The organism is Mucilaginibacter panaciglaebae, assembly GCF_039539265.1.
In the GTDB taxonomy this organism is placed as follows: domain Bacteria; phylum Bacteroidota; class Bacteroidia; order Sphingobacteriales; family Sphingobacteriaceae; genus Mucilaginibacter; species Mucilaginibacter panaciglaebae.
In genome coordinates, this window is the sequence record NZ_BAABCV010000004.1 from 177341 (window position 1) to 195156 (window position 17816).

Sequence of the window (17816 nt, forward strand, 5' to 3'; positions counted from 1 at the left end):
AACAGGCTTTTTATGAGCATTTGCATTCATAATATCAAGGCTTAAACAAGACTGTTAGGTGTGTGTTATTTACACAGCTTTATGAATATAGCTGATCTATTGATACTCGTTATTGTGCTGGTCTGTGCCTGGGCATCCTTTCACCGCGGATTTATTCTTTCGGCGCTTGTTTTATTGTCGTGGATAGCGGTGCTGGCCCTGGCGCTGTTACTCTATAAACCGGCCGGTGCACTATTATTAAAACTGCTGCCTAAAACCGGCAAATGGTCGTCTGCACTGGCTTTCGTCATTGTTATTATACTGGCGCAGATAAGTTTTGACCGTTTAATTTTTTGGTTATTGCGGCGTTTACCGCAGCGTGTGTCGCAAAGCCTGCTAAACCATGTGTTGGGCATTTTGCCGGGGCTGGTTAACGGCTTGGTATGGGCAACATTGCTGTCGGCTTTTTTAATCATTTATCCAAGTGACGGGACATTTATGCGCGAGGCCAGGAGAAGTCGCGTTGCAAAACAACTGGCCGGCAACATAAACGGGCTGAATAAAAAGCTGTCGCCCATATTTACAGATGCACTGCTGCAACTTCGCGGAAACAGTTCTGCCGCAGTGAGTCATGAGCGAACGGTGCAGCTGCCGTTTAAAGTGATGGCCGCCCGGCCTCGGCCTGACCTGGAAGCTGAGCTTTTACGATTAGTTAACGGTGAGCGTACACAAAGAGGGCTGCAACCCTTGAAAGCCGATCCGGAACTGACTAAGGTTGCACGCGAACATTCTGATGATATGTTTCGCCGTGGTTATTTCTCGCATTATACACCCGAAGGCCTTGACCCGTTTGAGCGGATGAAAAAAGACGGCGTGCATTTTTTGACCGGGGGAGAGAATATCGCCATCACGCAAACTTTACCCATGGCACATGAGGGATTGATGAACTCGCCCGGGCACCGGGCAAATATTCTAAATCCGGCTTTTGGCAGGTTAGGTATCGGCATTCTCGATGGCGGGCTTTACGGGCTGATGATCACGCAGGCGTTTCGGGATTGATAAAGCCCTCAACCGAACTTAAAATCGGCGACTTTTTGGACCTTCCCCATATTTGCGAAGCCTTGAGCTCTTCATATTTCGCCTTACACTAAACGTTATTTGCAGATGCAGCACATTTCTTGCTGCGTTGTAATTTAACGAGTGCAACAAACTCAAGTGCGATACCTATACCGCCCAAAAACCCTTTCAGAAAATCGGGCAGGGGGAAATACCGGCTTACTATGGGCATGAGGCTGGTTAACAGCAAACCACTGATCAGTAAAAATAAAACAGGTTTTGGCATGGCGTTACGTTTCATATTATTTAAGTTGTTTTGATATGCTTTCTAATCGACGGGTAATAACATTTAGTTTTTCTGCATTTCTTTTGAAGGTGCGTGGCCTTACAATAAACCACATAATTGCCAGGTAGATTGCGGCCCCGGTGTAGGTGGCAATGAGCCAAAGGGTATGCTGACGCACAGGTTCATACAAGTATAATCCCCAGCCTATCGAGCAAAGCAGTAAGATCATTACCATGGTCTTTTTATAATAGTAGATCTGATTTTGCCGGGTCTGCTCTATAAAAGCCAAAAATTCGAGGTTACTGCAATCATCCAACCGGTAAAAACGCTTTAACGACCTGACGTTGGTAGCGGCCAATAACAGGGCAGAGGCGGCCATTAACCCTCCGCCTATAAAGGTGGTTACGAGTTTAAATTGGCCTATAAATAGCGCTATAATGATCAGGCAGGATAATGCTAAGGATAATATAATAACCAGCCATTTTTTTCTAAGCTTTTGACCGCGAAATCCTTTTACCAGCTTTATCATTTCTTTTGAGCTGGGCAAATTGTCTGTTTTTGCTGTATGCCAAATGGCTTTCAGATCATCTAAATTGTCCATGTGCTTTAAATTTTTGACTTAGCTTTTCTTTTATCCGGTGAATTTTTACCCGTACATTCCCACTGTTCAGACCTACAATGGCAGCAATTTCTGCTTGTGGCAAGCCTTCCAGCTCAAGCGAAATGATGATGCGATCCGTTTCTTCGAGCTCTGCAATACACTGGTATAAAAAGTTCAGTTTTTCTTCTTGCGACTCTTCCCTGGTTTCAACAAGATCAAAAGGCAGCTCTGCAACAGGCATTCGTTTAGCAACCTCCAGGGCACGCAGGCAGCGGTTTGTAGCTATCCTGAATATCCAGGTGCTGATCTGCGATTGGTTGCGAAAGCCGGGCAGATTTTTCCAAACTGAAATAAAAGTTTCCTGCACCAGATCTTTGGCTTGATCAGCATCGTTGGTATAGCCTAAACACACCCGAAATATTTGCGGGGCATAGCGGTTATAAATTTCCTCGAATGTTGTCATTTTGACCAGACCATTATAAGATGATTTTTCATTTATGCCGGGTTAGATACGGCACTTTATAAAATGTTACAATTTAACGGGTATTAGCTGAAAATAGGAAAAGCGGTAAGGACAGAAATCAGGGGCCTTACTGCTGACTTTAATAAATGAAAACAGCTGATGATCATAGCTGCTATAGCCAATATGAAATTTCGGATGTGGCAGGGTAAGTAAGTATGTGGCTGTGGGAATATGATACTAACTAGCAGCGATTAAAGTTTGAGGAGCAGACGATTTTATCCTCGTCAAAAGCCAGGCGGCCTGGCGTTTTGACTGACGTTCAATTTCCGCACATAACGATATTAAAGCTTCATCTCTTAAACCCAAAGCTGCCTGGCCCAAAATAATCGCAGAGATGTTTGCCTCATTGGCCATCAGCCATAGGTCTTGCAGGTCTTGTAAAAGCGCGAGTGCCCCTTTTCGCTTTTGATCAAAGAAAGCGTGAAGAAGCCGGTCGGCTTCCGGATTGTCTTCTTCGTGGTATTTAACGGTCATAGGTTGTATCTGATCGCTCAGTTTTGCAGACCAACCGGCTAACATTTGGCAGTTAGAAAAAATATCAGGTTCTGCTTTGTGGGTGTCGCCGACATAGTGAAAAGCTTTGGCCAGATCCTTTTCGCTTTCATGCACCAATCGTATATAAGCTCCTATATGCATTGTTATAAATTTATTGCTTTGTAAATTGACTTATCGCACTTCTTATCTTACCTAAAACACCCTGGCCGGCTTTTTTAATTTTTACTGCCGAGTATTTAAAATGAGGTTGTTTACTCACCGGGTCCCATTCTGTAATGGTAAGTTCGTTAGCAGCTCTTGAACGGCCCGGGTTATCCCAATAACCGTAATGAAACGGAATAAAAAGCAAGCCGGGTTCTATGCCACCAATCTTAACCGGTTCAGTCACCTTCCCTCTGCGCGACTCTACTTCGACCATATCTCCCTCTGCTACTCCTAATTCTGCCGCATCTTCTTCTGACATTTGTATAAAAGCGTCAGGAGCCGCATCATTCAATTGTTTTGACCGGCCCGTTTTGGTACGGGTATGAAAATGATAAACCACCCTGCCCGTTGTTAACATAAACGGATATTCTTCGTCAGGCAGCTCATGCGGCGGGGTATAGTCTGACGGTTTAATAAACGCTTTGCCTTTAGGATCAAGCACCTTATATTCTTCTTCCGTTACTGCCGCGCCGGTGTCCAGGTCATGTCCATAGGTTTCACAATAATCTTTAGCAGTGTTAAATGTATGATCGGTATATAAGTGTTTGGCGCCATCCGGGTATTCATCGTTACAAGGCCATTGGATGCCGCTGCCTATGTTTAATTTCTTATAGCTCATGCCACTATAGTCGCAAGGCCGGCCCTTGCTGCATTCTTTCCATCCTTCGAAAGCACCTTCAGCATCGTTCCATTTTATTAATGGATTGCCATCCTTATCTTTAAAATCCATTCTACGGGCGTAGTCGATAAAAATATCCAGGTCAGACCGGGCGTCTCCGGGAGGGTTCACTGCCTTGTTTGATAGGTGGACAGTCCGGTCGACATTGGTAAAGCAGCCCGTTTTTTCGCCCCAAATTGCCGCAGGTAGTACAATATCAGCATGTTGGCAGGTCTCTGTCATAAAAGCGTCCTGTACAATAACCAACAGATCTTCTTTGTCTAATATCTTTCGAACGCGGGCTAATTCAGGCAAAGAAACCGCCGGATTTGTTCCGCTTATCCATAATAACCTGATCGATCCTTGTTCGGCATAACGCCATATCTGCATAGCATGTGTAGGCGGCGCCCAGTGGGGGATCTTGTCCGTTTCTATATTCCATATTTTGGCAAGCTCGGCAACATGCTGTTTATTACTCCAGTTTCTGAAAGCGGGCAGGTCACCATCGGCTCCGCACTCCCGGGTATTTTGTGCGGTAGGCTGACCGTTCATCTGATAAATTCCGCAGCCATCACGCCCGATCATTCCCCTGATAAGATGCAGGTTATTTACCTGTACAGAAGCAGCCGTTGCCTGCATAGACTGATAAAATCCCTGCAATACCGTTGAAACCAATGTTTTTGTTTGCGCGAGCAGATCAGCAGCTTCTTTTAACTTAAATGCCGGTACGCCGCTTAGGTGTTCTACTTTTTCGGGCGTCCATTTTGAAACTACTTTAACCAGGTCATCATAGCCTACGGTATGCCGGCTTATAAAATCGGTATTAATATTGCCCGATTGGATGATGAGGTTCAACAAACCGTTGATAACGGGAATATTAGTACCCACCCGCGGAGCAAGATGTACGGTAGCTTTTTCGGCGGTAAACGTTTTTCTTGGGTCGATAACGATAAGCTTTGGCGGATTCGGGCCCGCCAAACGATCTAATATCCGGGTCCATAGCACTGTTTGCTGCGACGCAATGTTATGTCCGCAGTGAAGTATCGTGTCTGTTGTATCCAGATCAGTGTAAGAACCAGGCTGCCCATCAGAGCCAAAGGACTCCTTAAGCGCTGCCGCCGAGGTGGCGGTGCATAAACGGGTATTTCCATCCATGTGCGGTGTTCCGATGCCTGCTTTGCCGATAATTCCCAACGTATAATATTCTTCCAGGAAAAGCTGTCCGGAGGTATAAAACCCGATACCGAGACCGGTTTGTTCAACTATAATTTCTTTAGACTTTTCAACGATCATCTCCATCGCTTCGTCCCAGGTAGCTTCCACCAACGCACCGTTTTTTCTGATCAAAGGCTTGGTTAGCCGGTCTTTGCTGTTATTTGCCATCCAGGCGTGAAGGCCCTTGGGGCCGAGCCTCCCATGATTTACCCTATCTTCGGCGCGTCCGCGTACGCCTACAATACACCCGTCTTTAACGGCGATATCTAAGCCACAGCCATTAGAACATAATACGCATGCTGATTTTACCCAGTGGTCGGGTTCTGCAGTAAGGGATTGATCCACTCTTGCCGGCCATTCTCCATAATAGGGATGGCGTTCGCCCCATATGTCGGTTATGCTATTTCTGGACTGTATCATAAGCGGGAGTCTTTTACAGTAAATTTTGAGCGCACGGAATATGCGATTGATATTTTATTAACCAGAAAAGCTTTGAAGTGTTTTTAGCCGGTTTTTGTCATGCTCACATGCTGAAGCTATTATGACCCCCCGGCAACTGATATATCTTATTTGAATAATAGCCAATATAATAATGGGAGATCGCGGCATCTGTTAAGTTATATTAATAATATTTACTCTATAGATTTGGTAGTTTAAATTATTGTTTTTATGTTTGTCTCACTTTTGTAAATTATGCCTATGACGGGGGAGTCCACGTTTATGCGTTTTACTTCGTAGTACTTGCGGCATTCCTGATAGCCGCTTATGTGCCCTATCTTTATAATTTATTGATACGCGAACGCGCTACTGTTCATAAACGTATATATCCTGATTTTACCAAACCCGGCTTAAAGTATACACGCCTTGTGTTAAAGGCGCTTACGCTTATCATTTTCTTTGGGGTATTAACTTATACCGAGTACATCAACTTTAAATACGGCCCCTATAAACAACCATCAACAGCGGGCGTTAAACAGTTACGCGGCAACTACCATGTTACTGAGTTTAAATTGAACGGGCAGGATATCCCATACAACCAGTTAGATACGGTGCGCTGGCAGGAAGCTACTTTTGAGAATTGGACAACCCTGACTTTTAAAGTTAACCAACCTGTGGTGATCGACCCATCAAACGGCGGCGGCAGCCCGATGCACGATATTCAGCGTACATTTGAAATAACCGGGGTGGCCGGCGGGCAGCGGGCCTTTCATTATTATGCCGATACAATTGATAAAGTATTATACCTGCAGGATAAAAATGCCGTTGCTCTACGTCGTGGCAGGGGCGGCCGCGGCAACCGCAATCGGTGTGGCGATGCTAAAAAGCAACCGCAGGATAACTGGATAAGCAAAACTGCCTGGCAGCATATCGGCGACGAAAAAATGATGATCGACAAACGTGCTTGGTCAACCCGCAGAGATAGGGAATTTGCCCAAAAACAACGTGAGCCAAAACGTAACAGGATGGTATTAAAATATACCACTACGGATGGCTCAAGGGTTATTCTTACAGGCATTAATGAACATAAAGACTCGATTTATATAGTGCTTGACCGTTATAACCGTAACTATATTTTACCAAAAAGCACTTTAGTGGCGGGGAAGTATTAATTTAAAAGAATGATAAAACATAGTACAGATTTTGACGCGGTAGTTATTGGCTCGGGACCAAACGGACTGGCTGCAGCTATTACTTTGCAGCAGCAGGGCCTATTTGTGCTATTATTGGAAGGTAAGTCAACCATTGGTGGCGGTTTACGTACCGACGAGCTTACTCTACCTGGGTTTCAGCATGATGTTTGTTCAGCGGTTCATCCGCTGGCAGCAGCATCTCCATTTTTTGAGACATTGCCATTGCACCATTATGGCTTAGAATACATCTATCCGGAATTTGCAGCGGCCCATCCTTTTGACGACGGCACCGCAGCTATTTTACAACACTCAGTAGAAAAAACAGCCTTGTCATTGAGCGGTGACAAGGATGCGTATATAAAACTGCTGGGGCCGTTGGTTAAGTCATGGCCCGGGATGGCTGCCGATATATTGGGCCCGCTACATTTTCCTAAACACCCGCTGGATTTGGCCGCATTTGGCTTAAATGCACTATTGCCTGCTACCTATTTAGCTAAAAGATTTAAGACAAAAGAAGCGAGGGGTCTGTTTGGCGGGATGGCAGCACACAGCATTCAGCCATTATCAAATGCGGCAACCTCGGCAATTGCATTGGTGCTGATGGCCAACGGGCACCTAAAAGGCTGGCCTGTTCCTAAAGGTGGTTCAAAAAATATAGCAAATGCATTGGCCGGCTACTTTACCAGCCTGGGCGGGCAGATACAAACCAATACCTATATAACTTCGTTAGATCAACTACCCTCAGCAAAAACAGTACTGTTAGATATTACTCCAAAACAGTTATTAGCCATTGCGGGACATAAGTTCTCCAACATTTATAAATGGCAGTTGGAACGCTACCGTTATGGTATGGGCGTATTTAAAATTGATTGGGCACTTGATGCCGAAATACCTTTTACTGCTGCTGATGCTTCAAAAGCAAGCACTATCCATATAGGGGGCACATTTGAAGAAATAGCCAATGGCGAAAAGCAAACGAGCAAAGGCACCCATGTAGATAAACCATTTGTATTGCTGACCCAACCATCTGTTTTAGACCCAACCCGCGCACCGGAGGGTAAGCATGTGGCCTGGGCCTATTGCCACGTACCCAATGGCTCTACCAAAAACATGGCCTACCAAATTGAAAATCAGATAGAACGTTTTGCCCCCGGTTTCCGTGAACGGATAATTGGCAAGCATACCATAGATGCCGCACAATTGCAGGAGTATAACCCCAACTACATAGGCGGCGATATTAATGGTGGCATTATTGATCTGGCGCAATTATTTACGCGCCCCGCCCTGCGCAGTTCGCCTTATCGTACGTCAGCGAAAGGTTTGTATATCTGTTCGTCCTCAACCCCTCCGGGCGGCGGTGTACATGGCATGTGCGGCTATAATGCTGCAAAGCGTGCATTAAAAGATGTTTTTAATATACAGCTATGAAATTATTAAGCATCCTGCTGATATTTTCAGCTATTACTTTCTTGCCCTTTAGGAAAGATATAACACAGCAAAATACTTTACCTGTTACCGACACTCCAAGCCGCCCGGTAAAGTTTGGTTTTGGCAGAGTAGCAACCGGACGGCAACGTATTATTTAAACCTGAATAAATTACATTAAAATATGGCACAACATTCTCATCATGAAACTACAAACAGATCATCTTCAACTCCGCTAACCGAAGATTGGTGGGCGGTAATATTGGGCCTTGGTATAGTTATACTGGCCTATGTATCTTACCTATCCGGCTCCGGTATTTCGTGGATAGCCGTGGCTCCGTCTAAATGGGTAAACTTTTCGCAACTGGCTGAGCAGTTTCAAAAAAACGGCGTCAGGTATCTGGGCCTGCTTGGTGTTTTATTGGTATTGTTTACTACCGTGACGTCTTTTATCGGACAAAAGCCAAAGCAGTTTATCCCGGCGTTCATTTTCATATTTGTAGTATCAGCTATTGTCTACACACTGGGTAGTTGGGATCAGGCGGGGAAATATACGCTTGAGCCGCCTTTAGTGGCCCTTGCGTTGGGTTTATTTCTTTCTAACGTGGTTAAGCTGCGCGATGGTTTGACGCGGGTTTCCGTGTGGAATTTTATATTAAACTGGGCATCATTTTATTAGGCGCTACCTTGCCATTCACATTAATTATCTGGGCAGGTCCGGTGGCTATTTTGCAAGCCTCAATGGTTTCATTAGTTACGTTTTTAACCATATTTTTTGTTGGCAGGATTTATCAAGGTAAATGCATTTGCAACAACAGTGCTTAAGGATACCACTTATGTCGTAATGGTTAAGGATTGGACATCAACTTATATTAAGGAACAAACGGGGAGGCTCGTACAACTCCAGTACAACAGACATACTATGATAGAACATGATTTTTCGCAGACTTCTGGTGCATATCTTGGGATTCATTCCGGAGAAAATGGAGATGCTGCTGTTGCTGCAATATTAGGGAACTATCCAGGAGCACTCAATATCTATAAGGCCGATGATAGCAATCCACATGAGTTTTATCCTGTTGAGATGGGAACAGAACTTGATCAGGCTATGCAGGTACAATCCGTTGTTCAAAAAAAATATTGTCCTACCTATCACTAAATTTAAAAAGCCATGAAAAAAGCGATATGTGTTATAACAATGATTTTTTTCAGCGTAGCAGCTATTGCGCAACGTTTGGAAATAAACAATGTCGCAACAGTAAATCCGGCAAATAAATTAACAAAAATAAGTACAGACCGAACAATATCTGTTATTCATGAAAAGTATAAAAATAGTAATGATCACGTATTTAAGGTTTTAAAAGACTTTCATTCGCAAGACACTTACCTCATAAATGACCTGGTGGTTGCAATTCATCCGGTTCAATTGAAACAGCCCCTGAACGTCGATTATCTTATAAAACAAAAAGCGGGCATGGATGCGTTGTCAAAAAATGTTGCGGGATATAATTCATATATAGAAACGATAAATGGCCGGCGTTTTTTGATTACATTATTACCGGCTCCGGCAGGTGAGTTGTGGACTTATTCATATTTTACTGCAGACAAATCACGAACGAAGACTATTGACGGAATGATGCCTTTTGACGCAACAGACTCAGCTAAGGCCAAAGCAACTCTATATGACCTTCTAAAAAGTTTAAAATTTAAATAACAGTAAAAGTTATGTTCTGAGAAAACCATAGATTATTTATGGCTTTTCTCAATCTGCAGTTGCAACAACCACAAAATGAAAAGGATTACATTTTTGATAGCATTTTTAATAACCACAATCACTTGCTTTGGGCAACAAATACAATTTGCGAATATGGCCAGCATAACGCCACCAAGCAGGATGCAAAAAATGCAGCGTTCAGAGCTGCTGAGTATAACACAGCAGAAATTAGGAAAACATCCCTCTCTTCAAAGCTTTTTTAATAATCATCCAGATGATGTGTATAAAGTGGGTAACATTATGGTTTTACTTAATACTATACCCAGGCGCCCGTCTTCTAAATTAAAAGCCGAAAAAATAACAATGCAAAGCATAGGCCCTGCCAGCATTGAAACTGTAGACGGCAAAAGATTCGCCTTAGGGCTGGACTCTACCAAAAAAGATGTAATTCTTTATCGTTTCTTCTGTGTAAATAGCTCTAATACCGTTCAAGTAGCAGGCGTTGTCACAGCGGATATCAAAGACAAGGAAAAGGCAAAAGCAATCATTTATGATATCATAAAGGGTATAAAGTTTAAAGTCCAATAGTGCCCAGTGCTAGCAAAGCCAAGCTTAATAATAAGTTTTTCTTGCTATTTGATAACGCCAAGGCCGATTTGGGTATTAATGAAAGCAAAAAGGCCGACATTTCTGTCGGCCTGTCTACTAAGGCTCCTGAGGCTGGGCTCGAACCAGCGACCCTCTGATTAACAGTCAGATGCTCTAACCGGCTGAGCTACTCAGGAGTGCTGTTTTAGCCCACTTTTGATTAGCTGCTCAAACTATTTGCAAACCATGACCTGGTTAAACTATTATTCCTTTATAAATTTTGTTATACAAATGCTTCGACTACAGGGTCACTTTACTAGTCATTACTTGGCTTCAACAGCATTGAAATAAGAGCTAATACAAGTGAAACCAAAATAGCCCCTTCCCAGGAAATCCTGCCTGAAAACGAAGAGAAGAAAATGGAAAAGATTAAAATGCTAATAAATCGAACAAGAAAAGCTTTCATAACAGTTACCCCTGTCTTAATATCAAAATGCCAACCCATGTTGCCAAGCTAATTTACTAATATTTTCTGGTTGACAATCTTCAAGCTCTTTGAAAATAGCCCCCATTTCTAAATATCTTTCAGACTTAAAAAAGCCATCCGGGTCTTTGATTTTAAGCCTATTTATTTCCAGTTTCACATTACGGATCAATGCAATTTCATCCCGTACATTCTTATTTTCATACCATCCATTAAAGAACCTATCAATCTTGTCTACATTAGCTGGAATAGAAAGGTCAAATTGGGCGAAGTTCTTATCAGCCCACTCTTTAACATCCACTTTGTATTTTTCCAAGTTGGCTTTATTAGCTTTATTTACTAATTCAAGATTCATTAGGTCATCATAATCAGCTTTCAGCCTATTATAACCGGCTTCATACTTAGAAGCAGTAACCTGCATTTGCCGTTGATATAAGCTCAAGTTTGGATGATACTGGGGAAGATCCGGTATTACAGCCGTAACCCCAGGCATGTAAGTTTGAGCCTCTCCGGTGAATGCCCTGGCACTAAATATGAAGCAGAACAGGATGGTCTTTATACATTTCATGATGCTTTTTTTATCTGTTGGCTGTTGGTTATAATAATTTCTGGTTTACCCTTAAATATTGTAATAGCACCGGTAATACATACTTGACCGTTACTAAATTCAATATTGGGCGGAGTTTTAAACTGCTTAACAACAGCAGCTTTAATCACCACTGTCAAATCTTGGTTTGGGTAATAGCCTCCGATGTTTAATAAGACCATACCGGTTGACTGTATAACCTTTGTGCTATACACTTTACCACAGGCTGTAACTGTGTCTTTTATGTGGCGGGGGGCTTCCTTTGCTTCTATTCTTGTTTGCGCGTATGCCGCCTGGAATATACAGACCATGCTGATTATTATCAGTCTGGAAACTTTATGTTTCATTTTATTAAGGTTAAAGGTGAACAACACAACATTAAGGCAAATTTGCCACAAATCAAAATAAAATTTACTTCCAGCTTTGGGTTGTGCCACAGCTTAGGGATATAGCAGCCATTAGACTACTTGCAGAAAATGTAAGGAAGTATCGTATTGAAAAAAATATGACTATGGAAGCTTTGGCTAATGAAGCCGGTATTGAGTATAGTCAGATCAGTAGACTGGAAAGAGGCTTGCTGAATACAAGTGTATCAGTAATATTTGCTGTGGCTAAAGCTTTGAAAATCCCACCATCCAAACTATTGGATGAAATAGGTAATTAAAGTTGACTGTTCAAAAAGGCGTTTTCTTCTTCTAAGTTTTTATAAAACCTATCAAATCTTACGTTGAATACATCCTCATCAAATGTTTTATAGTCCTGTAAAGCTTTTTCCAGGCAACTCTTCTTTCCTAAAATTACAACATCTGCTTGTTCAATCTGCATAAAATTATTACCTAAACACTCAAAGTAAGACCTCTCATAATCTAGCTTAATCCTATGTAATTTTCTGTTCCGAAAGGTCGGGTCATCATTAGATGGTAAAAGTCCGACCATATATTTATGATTAATAGGCATCTTGATTGTCCCGGTAGGATCATAAATGTTATGTGCCGTTTTTACAGGGTTATCACTCGTTATAAAAAAATCACCAGGATGAGCTTCATAAACAACAATCCTATCATTTATTCTTCTACTGGTAAGGTCCTTAAACCTGTTAAAGCTATCAACATTATATCCTTCCCTTGTGTCCTCTTTTTGCTCCTTTATAACCTCATCAACCGTTTTATTTTCAAAGCTTATTGCTCCACCTCCATCAAAATGAATTTTCTTTTCTAATCCTTGAGACTGTATTAAGTTATAACCATGTTGTATAGAACTAGTAAAAATATTATTAATAGCATTAATGTATTTAGCAGTCCTCCAGTATTGACATATAACAAAAGCTATTATTTTAAATCTATCATTCGGACTGATATTGTCACCGTTCATTAAAAGATTATATACCTGGGCATAATCAGCTTCTACTGTTTTACTATAGAATTTTTCTAGGAACCTTTTATCTCCATCAGGTAGCTTCTTAAAAGTATAGAATTCTTTTTGTTTACAAACCGCTTTGATATTGACGTTGAAAATCTTAGTATCATCTACTTGTACATTACAAGCATCAATTAACCAATCCTTGTTTTTACTCAAAGCAAAGTTTTTTAGATAGCACCTCGGTACTAGATGCTGTCCTATAGGTTCACTCATAAAACAACCTCACTCCTGATTATTATTGTTTTTCATAAAAATAAAACCCTTTTCTGGTATACAGGCTTTTACAAACAACGCACCAAAATCGGTTAACTTTATAATACTATGCTGGATTAACCCCGTTTGAATACCGGCTTCATTTTGGGGGTATTCAGTATCAACAACAGGCCAGGTAACTAGATTTAGGCTTTCTAAATGTGAATAATACATATGAAAATGCTCCGGGAAATTGAATTGGGTAGCAGGAAGATCTGTCTTTGTAATTTGGTAGTTAATAAACTTGTTTGCTTCCCTGTCTAAATCTCTGTATGTGGTAACCTTTATTTCAATATCTTTTAATTTAAATAGAAATAAGGCCTCATCCGGAGAAAGCTGATCTATTATGTGAAAAAATGCTGGATGAGCTTCATTTACACGTTCTATATCAATAGCACGTGACAACAGGTTAAGATAAAGGTCTGTTAAATAATTATCTTCCTCTAAAAACTTTAACCGTTCTATAATTGGGCCACTAAGGGATGCTGGTGCTGACTGTTGGTTGTTTTCAGGAACAGAGTTTCTTACCCTTTCAAAATATTTAGTTATTCTGTCTTGATAATTTGCCGCTAGCTGGAACGGCATGGTAAACAACCGTGCAGACTTCATTAAGTCTGTGAGCATTTTACCGGCTTCCTGTACTGAGCCTGAAAAACCATCTTCGTAAACTCGTTTGATGGTTTCTGCTCCAAAAATATTTCCAAGCTTTTCTAAATCTGTCATCAATATTATTATAAATATACCTGCGAGCCTGCTGCGAACGGAACAACAGGTCTGTGTAGGGAAACCATGAAATGGGACTACACAGAATGTTTACACAAGATACTAACAATGTGTGAAATGCCGGTTCGGTAGGGAATAATTTTTAGTATTGCCGCCTGTTGTGACCAGCAGGTGAGCCTAACACGGCAAGCGGGTAGCTTATAAATGAGTGAACGCACGTGAATGATTTATAAGATACAGGAGCTTGCATGGAAACGGAGTTGGCTTAAAACAGAAAGCATGACAGATTGATGCAGCCCGGGGCCTGATACCAGGAGCATCAATGGAGTTTAACGGGCTTGGAAAGCTTGTTAAACGTAATGGCATCTGGCGTGATTTATGAGTAAGCCAATGGAGTTGGAATACCTTTGGGCCTGTGGGGTGGCCTGTGCAAGGGGAAATGAAGTATACTCTATTTTATTATCAACTGAAAATAGCTGTAGGGCATCCATTTTTTGAGTACCAGGTACATGATAATTTCTTCATCATGGGGTTTTACAGCATCAACATTTACTAGAGCATTTTCCTTTAAAATATCCGTTGCTCGAATACACCGTACTGTAAACGGAGCTACTAAGGTTCTCAAATGGCCTTTATCCGTTACTATCATTAAGGTGTTTTCATCACATAAAAAAAAGTTCTTGTTGTTCATAGGTAAACCCTGATAGTTTATTGGTTAAATAATAAAAGTTTAAAAATGGAGGGACAGCATTATGCTAATCCCCCCAAATTATCACCCTCCTAAAGGTGAGAAGATCATCAAGCCATTTCTGTGCTTTGTACCGGAGTTGCTCCAACTAAAACGGAGCTGGGACTACGTTGGTAAGCCCAGGTGTAGTTTAATAGTAGCACTTCACCAGTACGAGGGTTCAGAAACTCATAAGGTTCTACATCAAGCTTTACAATTTCACCTTCAAGCTGAGAGCCAATTAAGCTTTTAGCCGTTTCCTCATCAAAGGTGCTTGGCATTGAACACTTACGTGTAGTTGCATAGAAATTACCTGATACCTGGCTCTGAATTAGTTCAAGTCCACCGGTTAGTTCAAGTGCTATGAACACACGGCCATCTGCTGTTGTGCGTACAGCATAATTACTTACTGTTACCATTTTTTTAATTTTTAGGATGAATAATTATTGTTGCCAGTTTTACCCCAGGGGGTAACTGTCCGGCAAGAAAGAGGGGGGGATGCTTGGATGGCCAGGCTTTGTCTTACTCGTACACAAGCTCAAATTTTTTATAGCTATTTAATGTCTTATGTATTGAGTATTTAACAGTTTGTAAACGAAATGTAAAGCTTATATATGTTATCAACAATGACTAATAACTTCCTCTCTCATGCATTCATATAACAGATTTTTATTAGTATTTTGTAGTGTACCCCTCTCCAGAAGCATTGGAGTTGTTCAGCCTAGAGGGTCTCAAAAGATAGTTATAGGCAACGACATTGGGTTGTAACCTGCGGGCTTGAAATAATAGCTAAACATAGCGGGGGAGTTTTCTCCGGTAGGTACAAACGGGTTAACTTATAAGTTTGAGGGTGGAGCATGACACATAAGTAACAAGTGTTCTGAATTAACAGAGTAGGCTATAGGCATCCATGTAGGTGTAGGTATGAAAATACTGACGTACGGCTCAGACGAAGTAGTTAATTGAAGAGTAGCAGGAAAAAACTGTAAGGGGATACGTGTGCTTTTATGACAGAAATAGAATGATTAAGCATGAGGAATACCATTGTGCATATCTTTCATGTGATGTCTAAAAGTAAACCTATGAAATGAACTAAAGCCAGTTTAACTTTGTGCTTGCACATAATAACATAAAAAACTGATTACCTGTAGTGAAAGACAACATTGAAAATATATTGAAACCCCAGATAGGGCAACCAACATTTGGTTTCTCTTCTTATAACCTTACTTCAAAATTATCTTCAGACAGCATGCTTAAGTTAAATTACAATAGAGAAGTAGTTTATAAAAAAGTAAGCTTCTGGATACAGCACCACCCAGTGTCCATATGGGAACTCTTGTACAGAGGAAAAATATCATTGGCTAAAGATGCTCATCAAAAATTGATGGCTGTTGTACAACACCGGTATCCGGAACTGTATTTTAAAAAAGAAGTAAGACGGCTTAAATATAAAAAGCTTGCTGAAACAAGGATGTTATAGCTTTTACCCGCAGATCATGAACTGCTCATTGGATGATACTTATTCAAAGCTTCTTTCAGTTCCTCCAGGTTACTTTCCCTGTACCTTTCTGTACTGCTCACATACCGGTGTCCTGCCATATACTGTACTACCCTTAAATCCTTCTCCTTTAACCATTCAGTAATCACACTCTGCCTGAGTTGTTGTGCATGTCTGACCTTAGGGTTTATCCGCTTTAATGCATAGAACAAATGCAGCAATGTGTTCTTTAGGTCCTCGTTGTCATCTCTACCCGTAAATAGCCTCGGCGACCTGCTTTGCAGTTGCCCTCTTATTAAAAGGGAATATTCCTGCAAGTCAAGTACCTGGAATGACTGTAAAGCCAGTAGCCTTTCGTTCTGTCTACCTGTGACTGGTATCTGTATCTTACCATCACGTAGCTTTAGATGCTCAGGCCGCAAGGTTTCCAGTTCTTCCCTGGTCAATGCCTGATAGACCAACAAGCCTAATATGACTTTGTTACGGTGTGTACGTGGGTCTATGATCTGATAGGCATTGTATAAGGCTTCTAGTTCATCCTTGCTTAACAGGTTGTTAGGTACGGTACGAATAGCTCCTTTTAGATTGATGCCTGTCGCAGGGTTATAACTAACCTGGTTCTTAAACTGTAAGTAGTCAAAGTAATACCGTAAGGCCAGCATCATTCGGTTAATCAGGTTAACTCCTTTACCCTCATTCTTTAATTGATCCGCATAGTCCAATATCTCTGTATAGGTAATTTGTTCTAAGGCATAGCTTGTTTCTGCTAGCCAGGCTGAGAAGTAGCTGGCGTAGTTACGATGCTGCTGTATGGTATCCGGTTTAAACCCTTGCTCTATAAGGTAAGTTTCAAATGTGCTAAGATTGGTTTTCATGTTTCAGGTGGGTATATATCTGCGTACTTTCTAAACTGCTATGTCCTAAGAATCTTTGTATCTGTTCTAACATCATTCCTGATTGTAAGAGATGGCTCGCTATGCTGTGACGAAGCGTGTGAACACCAACAGGTTTAGTAATGGTTGTTGCTGCTCTTAACTGTTGCAACCTCACGTAAGGGGTTGAGCTACTTAATCGTTTACCTTTAACATTGATCAATAGTGCTTCTTCTTTCTTGTTACTCAACAAGTGAGGCCTGCTGTAGCAGATGTAGTTCTCCAAATCGGCTTTGTTGTTGCCAGCTAGGGGCACATAGCGTTCTTTATAGCCTTTACCTTTTTTGACCAAGACCAAGTCTTTATCAAACAGTACGTCCCGTACATTTACATTGACACCCTCATTCTTCCTCAACCCGCAACCATAGTATAAAGCAAGCATAGCTTTATCACGTAGGCCTAACACATCTTCTGTTGTAGCTCCAAAAAGCTGCTGTACTTCTGATATGGTGAGCACATTGCTACTCCGGTCTGCTGCTCCTTTAATATGATAGTTTACTGCAAAGCTTTCTTTACCACTCTCTGTGAGGTATCTGCTAAACTTGTTGATCACCTGTAACTGTTTACGGATATAGTTCTTGCCTAGTCCTCCACCTGATTTGCGGTTGGGCCGGATATGCAGGTATTCAAAGTAGCTATTGATGTGTGTAGGGTGTATATCATGGGGATGGTTACACTCTTTGGCTTCTAGAAAATCCAGGAACTCGGTCAGCATTTTAGGCATGTACTTCTGACTAGTGGGTTCAAAGTTGAGTATGCGTAGCCATTCAGAGAACCCCGCATGTAGCCGTATGTATAGTGGATTTGTCATAAATTGTAA

At 41.6% G+C, this 17816-nt stretch carries 22 protein-coding genes and 1 tRNA gene; 10 read left to right on the top strand and 13 right to left on the bottom strand.

Translation table 11 applies throughout. The features are described 5' to 3' along the window. Positions 1–81: 81 nt before the first annotated feature. A complete protein-coding gene (locus tag ABD772_RS06820; protein WP_345102089.1) occupies positions 82–1038 on the top strand; it encodes a CvpA family protein in 957 nt (318 codons plus the stop codon). Between the two features lie 88 nt (positions 1039–1126). Here the strand turns inward: ABD772_RS06820 and ABD772_RS06825 are convergent, their stop codons facing one another. The 5 genes from ABD772_RS06825 to ABD772_RS06845 form a co-directional block, all read right to left on the bottom strand. Beyond that, the gene (locus tag ABD772_RS06825) at positions 1127–1336 is read right to left on the bottom strand and encodes a hypothetical protein (protein WP_345102091.1); all 210 of its coding nucleotides are present in this window, start codon (positions 1334–1336) and stop codon (positions 1127–1129) included. A 1-nt stretch (position 1337) separates the two neighbouring features. Continuing rightward, on the bottom strand, positions 1338–1922 hold the full coding sequence (locus tag ABD772_RS06830) for a hypothetical protein (RefSeq protein ID WP_345102093.1): 585 nt from the start codon (positions 1920–1922) through the stop codon (positions 1338–1340). After that, a complete protein-coding gene (locus ABD772_RS06835; protein ID WP_345102095.1) occupies positions 1906–2385 on the bottom strand; it encodes an RNA polymerase sigma factor in 480 nt (159 codons plus the stop codon). Before ABD772_RS06835 ends, ABD772_RS06830 begins: the two co-directional genes overlap by 17 nt. Positions 2386–2622: 237 nt before the next feature. Then, on the bottom strand, positions 2623–3081 hold the full coding sequence (locus ABD772_RS06840; protein WP_345102097.1) for a hypothetical protein: 459 nt from the start codon (positions 3079–3081) through the stop codon (positions 2623–2625). Between the two features lie 10 nt (positions 3082–3091). After that, the gene (locus tag ABD772_RS06845; protein WP_345102099.1) at positions 3092–5437 is read right to left on the bottom strand and encodes a molybdopterin oxidoreductase family protein; all 2346 of its coding nucleotides are present in this window, start codon (positions 5435–5437) and stop codon (positions 3092–3094) included. A gap of 368 nt (positions 5438–5805) precedes the next feature. Between ABD772_RS06845 and ABD772_RS06850 the strand changes: the two genes are divergently transcribed. The 7 genes from ABD772_RS06850 (at position 5806) to ABD772_RS06880 (ending at position 10375) form a co-directional block, all read left to right on the top strand. Next, a complete protein-coding gene (locus ABD772_RS06850) occupies positions 5806–6627 on the top strand; it encodes a hypothetical protein (RefSeq protein ID WP_345102102.1) in 822 nt (273 codons plus the stop codon). A gap of 9 nt (positions 6628–6636) precedes the next feature. Next, positions 6637–8076 (top strand): phytoene desaturase family protein, encoded by a 1440-nt coding sequence (locus ABD772_RS06855; RefSeq protein WP_345102104.1) that lies wholly within the window; start codon positions 6637–6639, stop codon positions 8074–8076. After that, on the top strand, positions 8073–8234 hold the full coding sequence (locus ABD772_RS06860) for a hypothetical protein (RefSeq protein WP_345102106.1): 162 nt from the start codon (positions 8073–8075) through the stop codon (positions 8232–8234). The genes ABD772_RS06855 and ABD772_RS06860 overlap by 4 nt, the downstream gene beginning before the upstream one ends. A 23-nt stretch (positions 8235–8257) precedes the next feature. After that, on the top strand, positions 8258–8752 hold the full coding sequence (locus tag ABD772_RS06865; protein WP_345102108.1) for a hypothetical protein: 495 nt from the start codon (positions 8258–8260) through the stop codon (positions 8750–8752). A gap of 99 nt (positions 8753–8851) precedes the next feature. Further along, on the top strand, positions 8852–9232 hold the full coding sequence (locus ABD772_RS06870) for a hypothetical protein (RefSeq protein ID WP_345102110.1): 381 nt from the start codon (positions 8852–8854) through the stop codon (positions 9230–9232). Between the two features lie 12 nt (positions 9233–9244). Beyond that, complete coding sequence (locus ABD772_RS06875; RefSeq protein WP_345102112.1) at positions 9245–9787, top strand: hypothetical protein; 543 nt, start codon at positions 9245–9247, stop codon at positions 9785–9787. Between the two features lie 75 nt (positions 9788–9862). Then, entirely contained in the window at positions 9863–10375 is a 513-nt protein-coding gene (locus ABD772_RS06880; protein ID WP_345102114.1) for a hypothetical protein, read from the top strand. Between the two features lie 123 nt (positions 10376–10498). Here ABD772_RS06880 and ABD772_RS06885 read toward each other — a convergent pair. The 3 genes from ABD772_RS06885 to ABD772_RS06895 all read right to left on the bottom strand — a co-directional run bounded on the left by ABD772_RS06885 (position 10499) and on the right by ABD772_RS06895 (position 11882). Then, positions 10499–10572: transfer RNA gene (locus ABD772_RS06885), tRNA-Asn, on the bottom strand. 291 nt (positions 10573–10863) lie between these two features. Next, positions 10864–11427 (bottom strand): hypothetical protein, encoded by a 564-nt coding sequence (locus ABD772_RS06890; RefSeq protein ID WP_345102116.1) that lies wholly within the window; start codon positions 11425–11427, stop codon positions 10864–10866. Then, entirely contained in the window at positions 11424–11882 is a 459-nt protein-coding gene (locus tag ABD772_RS06895) for a hypothetical protein (RefSeq protein WP_345102118.1), read from the bottom strand. Before ABD772_RS06895 ends, ABD772_RS06890 begins: the two co-directional genes overlap by 4 nt. Between ABD772_RS06895 and ABD772_RS06900 the strand changes: the two genes are divergently transcribed. Beyond that, on the top strand, positions 11876–12109 hold the full coding sequence (locus ABD772_RS06900; protein WP_345102120.1) for a helix-turn-helix domain-containing protein: 234 nt from the start codon (positions 11876–11878) through the stop codon (positions 12107–12109). The genes ABD772_RS06895 and ABD772_RS06900 overlap by 7 nt on opposite strands. Here ABD772_RS06900 and ABD772_RS06905 read toward each other — a convergent pair. From ABD772_RS06905 to ABD772_RS06915, 3 genes are all read right to left on the bottom strand, one after another. After that, positions 12106–13077 (bottom strand): DUF4238 domain-containing protein, encoded by a 972-nt coding sequence (locus ABD772_RS06905; protein WP_345102122.1) that lies wholly within the window; start codon positions 13075–13077, stop codon positions 12106–12108. The two genes, ABD772_RS06900 and ABD772_RS06905, sit on opposite strands and share 4 nt — an antisense overlap. Before the next feature lie 9 nt (positions 13078–13086). Then, positions 13087–13839 (bottom strand): Abi-alpha family protein, encoded by a 753-nt coding sequence (locus ABD772_RS06910; RefSeq protein ID WP_345102124.1) that lies wholly within the window; start codon positions 13837–13839, stop codon positions 13087–13089. Positions 13840–14637: 798 nt separating this feature from the next. Next, positions 14638–14985 carry a hypothetical protein gene (locus ABD772_RS06915; RefSeq protein ID WP_345102126.1) on the bottom strand — a complete coding sequence of 116 codons (348 nt, stop codon included), beginning with the start codon at positions 14983–14985 and terminating at the stop codon, positions 14638–14640. Between the two features lie 731 nt (positions 14986–15716). On the opposite strand from ABD772_RS06915, the gene ABD772_RS06920 reads away from it, so the two are divergent. After that, positions 15717–16046: a hypothetical protein gene (locus ABD772_RS06920; RefSeq protein ID WP_345102128.1), complete on the top strand. Its 330-nt coding sequence runs from the start codon at positions 15717–15719 to the stop codon at positions 16044–16046. A gap of 14 nt (positions 16047–16060) precedes the next feature. Here the strand turns inward: ABD772_RS06920 and ABD772_RS06925 are convergent, their stop codons facing one another. Continuing rightward, positions 16061–16939 carry a tyrosine-type recombinase/integrase gene (locus ABD772_RS06925; RefSeq protein WP_345102131.1) on the bottom strand — a complete coding sequence of 293 codons (879 nt, stop codon included), beginning with the start codon at positions 16937–16939 and terminating at the stop codon, positions 16061–16063. Further along, entirely contained in the window at positions 16923–17807 is an 885-nt protein-coding gene (locus ABD772_RS06930) for a tyrosine-type recombinase/integrase (RefSeq protein ID WP_345102134.1), read from the bottom strand. Before ABD772_RS06930 ends, ABD772_RS06925 begins: the two co-directional genes overlap by 17 nt. Between the last annotated feature and the right edge of the window lie 9 nt (positions 17808–17816).